6 protein-coding genes are annotated in these 6,204 nt (G+C 71.0%); 5 read left to right on the top strand and 1 reads right to left on the bottom strand.

Annotated features, from left to right (window positions below; genetic code table 11):
• The first annotated feature begins 215 nt into the window (after positions 1 to 215).
• Complete coding sequence (locus LCD33_RS17075) at positions 216 to 1,064, top strand: helix-turn-helix transcriptional regulator (RefSeq protein WP_224978029.1); 849 nt, start codon at positions 216 to 218, stop codon at positions 1,062 to 1,064.
• 15 nt (positions 1,065 to 1,079) lie between these two features.
• On the top strand, positions 1,080 to 1,277 hold the full coding sequence (locus LCD33_RS17070; protein WP_224978028.1) for a DUF397 domain-containing protein: 198 nt from the start codon (positions 1,080 to 1,082) through the stop codon (positions 1,275 to 1,277).
• A 95-nt stretch (positions 1,278 to 1,372) separates the two neighbouring features.
• On the opposite strand, the gene leuA is transcribed toward LCD33_RS17070, so the two are convergent.
• Positions 1,373 to 3,163: a 2-isopropylmalate synthase gene (leuA, locus tag LCD33_RS17065; RefSeq protein ID WP_224978027.1), complete on the bottom strand. Its 1,791-nt coding sequence runs from the start codon at positions 3,161 to 3,163 to the stop codon at positions 1,373 to 1,375.
• Between the two features lie 242 nt (positions 3,164 to 3,405).
• Here leuA and LCD33_RS17060 point away from each other — a divergent pair, with 242 nt between their 5' ends.
• The 3 genes from LCD33_RS17060 to LCD33_RS17050 all read left to right on the top strand — a co-directional run bounded on the left by LCD33_RS17060 (position 3,406) and on the right by LCD33_RS17050 (position 6,201).
• A complete protein-coding gene (locus LCD33_RS17060) occupies positions 3,406 to 3,687 on the top strand; it encodes a hypothetical protein (protein ID WP_224957204.1) in 282 nt (93 codons plus the stop codon).
• Positions 3,688 to 3,770: 83 nt separating this feature from the next.
• Entirely contained in the window at positions 3,771 to 4,157 is a 387-nt protein-coding gene (locus LCD33_RS17055) for a hypothetical protein (RefSeq protein ID WP_224968378.1), read from the top strand.
• Positions 4,158 to 4,311: 154 nt separating this feature from the next.
• Positions 4,312 to 6,201, top strand: coding sequence for an FUSC family protein (locus tag LCD33_RS17050; protein ID WP_224957206.1), 1,890 nt, complete (start codon positions 4,312 to 4,314; stop codon positions 6,199 to 6,201).
• Positions 6,202 to 6,204: the final 3 nt, after the last annotated feature.

Genomic DNA, 6,204 nt, shown 5'->3' with positions numbered 1-6,204 from the left:
GGGCCGGTGAGCGTCGTCGGGGGTCTGCTCACCGGCCCCTGGAGCCGCCGCGCGCCGGGGAAGGGGAGGTGGATTCCCGTCGCAGCGGCGGCCGTTCGGAAGTGGTGATCGGGACTGTGGCAGTGATCGGCCATTCTGTGCAACGTTGCACACGCGTGCTATTGCGGTAATTCACCCGATCGGTAATGGAAAATTGATCCGGTACGGTGCTCGCCATGTCGAACAAGCCCGGTGTCGCCCGTCGTCGACTCGCAGCGAAGCTCCGCAGCCTCCGCGAGGAACGCGGTGACATCTCCGTCGAGCACGTGATGCGCGAGCTCGACTGGAGTCGTTCCAAGGTCTCCCGGATCGAGACCGCGATGACCTCGGTCAGCGTTCCGGACGTGCGAGCCCTGTGCGCCATCTACGAGGTCGACGGCGAGTTGGCGGAGTTCCTGGTGGGGTTGTGCAAGCAGGCGAAGAAGCGCGGCTGGTGGCGCTCGTACGACGACGCGTTGACGGACTACTTCGGCGACTACGTGGAGCTGGAGTCGGAGGCCGCGTCGGTGTGCACTTTCCAGATCGACTTGATTCCGGGCCTGCTGCAGACCGAGGACTACGCCCGGTCGATCATCGAGTCGTGGGCTCCGGACCTGCCGGACGATCTGGTGCGGCGCCGGACGGAAGTCCGGGTCGCCAGGCAGCAGCGGCTCGGTGACGGGCTCGCGTTGTGGGCCATCGTCGATGAATCCGCGCTGCACCGCCGCTGCGGCGACGGCGAGGTGATGTCCGCGCAGCTGGAGCACCTGCGCGAGATGTCCGAGCGCCCCGGCGTCACCGTGCAGGTGCTGCCGTTCGAGATCGGCACGCACGCCGCGATGGGCACCGCGTTCACCATGCTCGACTTCGCGACCTTGTACGACCCGGTGGTGTACCTGGACAATCTCAGCGGGGCGAGCTACCTCGAAGAGGCCGCGGAGGTGGACCGCTACCGGCAGGTCTTCGAGCGCCTGCGGGCGAGTGCGCTGGACCCGCGCGTCTCCCGGCGCAGGCTCGACGAACTGCGCCATCGGCACGCGGCCTGACCGGAGGAGGAGATCGTGGGCGGCGGATTACCGCGGAACTGGCGCACCAGCAGCTACAGCAACGGTGGCGGTGAATGCGTCGAGGTGGGTGGTCTTCCGGATGGCGCGGCCGTCCGCGATTCCAAGGACCGCGCCGCCGGGCACCTGTCCTTCGACCGTCCGCAGTGGATGGACTTCCTGGCCGCCGTCGCCCGCGGGCGGTACCGGCGCTGAACGGCGAAGAGCCGCGCCCGCGCACGGGATTCCGTGCGCCGACGCGGCCCTTCCGCTCGGTTCAGCGGTCCGCTCGGTTCAGCGGTGCGCCGGGCTCAGCGGTGCGCCCGGTTCACCGCCGAGACCACCGCGCGCAGCGAGGCGGTGACGGTGGAGGTGTCGATGCCCGCGCCCCAGAAGACCTCGTCGCCCACCGCGCACTCCAGGTAGGAGGCGGCGCGCGCGTCGTCGCCCGCGGTCAGCGCGTGCTCGTTGTAGTCCAGCACCCGCACGTCGTGGCCGATGGTGCTCAGCGCGTCCACGAACGCGGCGATCGGGCCGTTGCCGGTGCCGGTGATCTCCTGCTCGCTGCCGTCCACGACGACCTTCGCGGTGACCGTCTCGTGGCCGGTCTCGCCGCTGAGGGTGCGGGACACCAGCTCCAGCGGGGAGCGCGGCTCCAGGTACTCCTCGGAGAACACCTGCCACATCGCGCCCGGCGACACCTCGCCGCCGTCCGAGTCGGTGCGGGCCTGCACCAGCTTCGAGAACTCGATCTGCAGCTTGCGCGGCAGGTCCAGCTGGTGCTCGCTCTTCATCACGTACGCCACGCCGCCCTTGCCGGACTGCGAGTTCACCCGGATCACGGCCTCGTAGCTGCGGCCCACGTCCTTCGGGTCGATCGGCAGGTACGGGACCTCCCACGGGTGGTCGGCCACGTCGGCGCCGGCGCGCTCCGCCTCGACGCGGACCGCCTCCAGGCCCTTGTTGATCGCGTCCTGGTGGCTGCCGGAGAACGCCGTGTAGACCAGCTCGCCGCCCCACGGGTGCCGCTCGTGCACCGGCAGCTGGTTGCAGTGCTCCACGGTGCGCTTGATGTGGTCGATGTCCGAGAAGTCGATCTGCGGGTCGATGCCCTGGCTGAACAGGTTCATGCCCAGCGCCACCAGGTCCACGTTGCCGGTGCGCTCGCCGTTGCCGAACAGGCAGCCCTCGATGCGGTCCGCCCCGGCCTGGTAGCCCAGCTCCGCGGCGGCGATGCCGGTGCCGCGGTCGTTGTGCGGGTGCAGCGACAGGATCACCGAGTCGCGGCGCGCCAGGTTCCGGTGCATCCACTCGATGGAGTCGGCGTACACGTTCGGCGTGGCCATCTCGACCGTCGCGGGCAGGTTCAGGATCACCGGGTTCTCCGGCGTGGCCTGCCAGATCTCGGTGACCGCGTCGCACACCTCGGCCGCGTAGGACAGCTCGGTGCCGGTGTAGGACTCGGGGGAGTACTGGAAGCGGAAGTCGGTGTCCGGGTACTTGCCCGCGTACTCCAGGGCCAGCTCGGCGCCCATCTTCGCGATCTTCTTGATGCCCTCGCGCTCCTCGCGGAACACCACGCGGCGCTGGAGGATCGACGTCGAGTTGTACACGTGCACGATGGCGCGCGGCGCGCCCTCCAGGGAGGCGAAGGTGCGCTCGATCAGCTCCGGGCGGCACTGCGTCAGCACCTGGATCCGCACGTCCTCGGGGATCGCGTCGTCCTCGATGATCTCGCGGACGAAGTCGTAGTCCGTCTGGCTGGCCGCGGGGAAACCGACCTCGATCTCCTTGTAGCCCATCCCGACGAGCAGGTCGAACATGCGGCGCTTGCGGGCGGGCGACATCGGATCGATCAGCGCCTGGTTGCCGTCCCGCAGGTCCACCGCGCACCACAGCGGAGCGCGGGTGATGCGCTGGTCCGGCCAGGTGCGGTCCGGCAGCGACACGTCCTCGACCAGCTCGTGGAACGGGCGGTAGCGGTGGTACGGCATCGCGGAGCCGCGCTGCGGGTTCCAGGGCTGCTGGTCGGCGGGGGCCTGGCGGGAAGGCGTGCGTACCCGGCCGGCGAAGGGGGCCTGGGGTTCCTGCGGCGAAGTCATCGGGTGTTCGTCTCCTGCTGCTGGTCGGATGTCAGAACCGCAGACCGGCAGGTTGCTACCCCGCGACGAGGGGCCGGCCTAACTGACCCCGTCGCGGCGGCGAAGCAGGAGAACGCGTGCCACGTCCGCCAGGTTAACCGCAACGGGTGCCCACGACGCAACCCCGGCGTCCCACATGGTGGTCGGTCCGCGACCGCCGGGCGGCGGAACACCGGCGCCGCCGGGCGGGGCAGACTGGGATCATGGCTGCGAAAAAGGGGCGCTCCGGCATCGCCACCCTGATCAACGGCGCGGGCTTCCTGCTCGCCGTCATCCTGGTGCTGCACATCGTGTTCGTGCTGTTCGGACTGCCCAGCGAGAACGGGCTCGCCGACTCGGTGCGCGGCGCCGCCGAACCGCTGGCCCTCTTCTTCCCGGGGCTGGTGAAGACGACCAACGCCCAGTTGCAGCTGCTCCTCGACTACGGCCTCGCGGCCCTGTTCTGGGTCCTCGTCACCAGCCTCCTCGCCCGCGTCTTCGGCTGACGGCCGCTACCCGGGTCACGAGGCGGACACGGGGGCTACTGGGTGGTAGTTCTGGTGAGTTGTCGCGTGTCACACTTCCGGGTATGTCGGAGAACGTCGGTGGGGCGACCACCGGTGCGCAGGAAAGCGACCTGCCCAGCGGAGGGCGACGGCGGCTGCGCCGCACCCACGACTGGGCGCAGAGCCGCGCCAAGGCCGTCGGAGCGATCGCCGCGGTGGCCCGCTGGATCGGCACGCTGATCGCGCTGGTGCTCACCGTCCACGTGGTGCTCACCGTCGGCGGCGCCAACCCGGACAACGGCATCACCCGGTTCGTCGCCGACTGGTCGCAACCGCTCGCGCTCGGCTTCGCGGACCTGTTCACGCCCGAAGACCCGCAGCTGGCGGTGCTGGTGAACTTCGGCATCGCCGCGATCTTCTGGCTGGTCCTCACGTCCATCGTGGTCCGGATCATCCGGGCGTTCGGCTGACGGGCGATCAGCCGGCCCCGACCCGGTGATGTGATGCACCGCAACGTGTGATGCTTGCACGGAGCCGGTGGAACAGCGGCTGAGCGGCGTGACAATGCACGCACTCAGCCGCTCGGCGTGGAGCGCGGATTCCCCACCAGCGAGAGGGATGTGCGTGACACGGACCGAAGCGCTCGCCGGAACCACCAGGGCCACCCGCGCGCTGCTGCCCGCGTGGCTGCTCCGCATGCTGCGGCCCGCGCCGCTTCCGCTGGACTGGACGCGGATCGTCGCCGCCGCCCTCGGCATCGGCGGCCCCACCCTCGTCGGCCTCGGCGTCGGCAAGCTCGACGAAGCGGTGCTCGTGTCGCTCGGCGCGCTGTGCGCCAGCTTCTCCGACCTCACCGGCTCCTACCGGTACCGCATCCGCCGGGTCGGGCTCACCGTGCTCAGCGGCGGCTTCGGCTTCGCCGTCGGCGTCGTCGCCCCGAGCCCGCTGTGGGCGGCCGCGGTGGTCGTCGCCGTCGCGGTGCCCTCGGTGCTCGCCAGCCGGGTCAACGACCTGTGCGCCGCCGCGGGCGCCCAGATGCTCACCTTCTGCGTCGTCGCCACCGGGCACGTCACCACCGGCGTGCCGGTGGGCGAGCAGATCGGCTGGTTCGTGGCGGGGGAGGTGCTGCTGCTGGCGCTGGTCGCCGCCACCTGGCCGTTCCGCCGGGCCGCGCCCGCGCGCGGGGCCGTCGCCCGCGTCTTCGACGCGCTGCTGAAGCTGTTCGACGCCGCGGGCACCGACGCGGCGATCAACGCGCGCCAGGAGCTCACCCGGGCGCTCAACAACGCGCACGACATCCTCGTCGGCGGCGCCTCCATCTCGCGCAGCCGCGTGCACGACCGGCTCTACGTGGTGCTCACCCGCGCCACGCCCGTCGTCGAAGCCTCCGTGGCGCTCGCGCACGCCCGCATCCGGCCCACCGACCGCACCCTCGACGCGATGCGCTCCATCGCGCGGTGCGTGCGGGACGGCGGCACCGTGCCGCCCTACCGGCCCGCCACCTCCGGTTCGATCATGGTGCACGCGCTGGACCAGGGGCTCACCGACCTCATCGACTCCTGGCGCCGCGCGAAGCGAGCCGACGTCCCCGACTTCCGGGCGCGCCTCGGCACCTGGGAGCGGCTGCGGTTGTGGCGCAGCGACATCAGCATCGGGCGCACCGGCTGGCTGCTGACGCTGCGCATGGTGCTGTGCCTCGCCGTCGCCGAAGGCATCGGGATCGCGTTGCAGTTCCAGAACTCGTACTGGATCGCGATGACCGTGGCGCTGGTGCTCAAACCCAACTCCGGGTCCGTGTTCGCCCGCACCGTGCTGCGCGGCATCGGCTCGCTCGTCGGCGTGGTCGTCGCCGGGGCGCTGCTGCTGGCCGTGCCGCCCGGCTGGGGGCTCGCGCTCGTCACCGTGCTCGTCGCCGCGTTCGTCCCCGAAGCGCTCAGCAGGCACTACGGGCTGTTCACCATGGTCGTCACCACGATCGTGCTGCTGCAGATGCACCAGAGCGACCTGTTCGCCGACCAGCTGCCCCGGGTCCGGCTCGTCGACTCGCTGCTCGGCTGCGTGCTCGTGCTCGTCGTCGGCTACCTGATGTGGCCGCCGGGGCGCAGCCCCGCGCTCGCGGGCAGGCTCGCCGACGCCGTCGACACCGTCTCCGAGTACGTGTCGCTGTCCATGGCCGGCCGCGTGCAGGGGCGCTCCGCGCTGCGCCGCCGCACCTACCGGGAGCTGTCCGACCTGCGCACCGCGCTGCAGCAGCAGCTCATGGAACCGGCCGCGGTGGGGCGCGCCGCTGAGGTGTGGTGGCCGTCGATCATCGTGCTGGAACGGCTCGTGGACGCCGCGACCGAGCGGGCGCTGCTGATCGAACGCGGCGGGGACGACCTGCGGCTCGAACACACGCAGCGGATCGTCTCGACCCTGCGCACCGCCGCCCGGCAGCTGCGCATCCAGCCCGACGCGCCCGCGCACAACCTCCGCAACAAGCTCACCGACGTCTACACCGAAGTGGTGTCCTGACCG

It is taken from the genome of Saccharopolyspora sp. 7B (assembly GCF_020177435.1).
Lineage (GTDB): Bacteria > Actinomycetota > Actinomycetes > Mycobacteriales > Pseudonocardiaceae > Saccharopolyspora_C > Saccharopolyspora_C gregorii.
The sequence above is the reverse complement of the archived record's forward strand: the minus strand, read 5'-3'. Positions and strand labels throughout refer to the sequence as shown.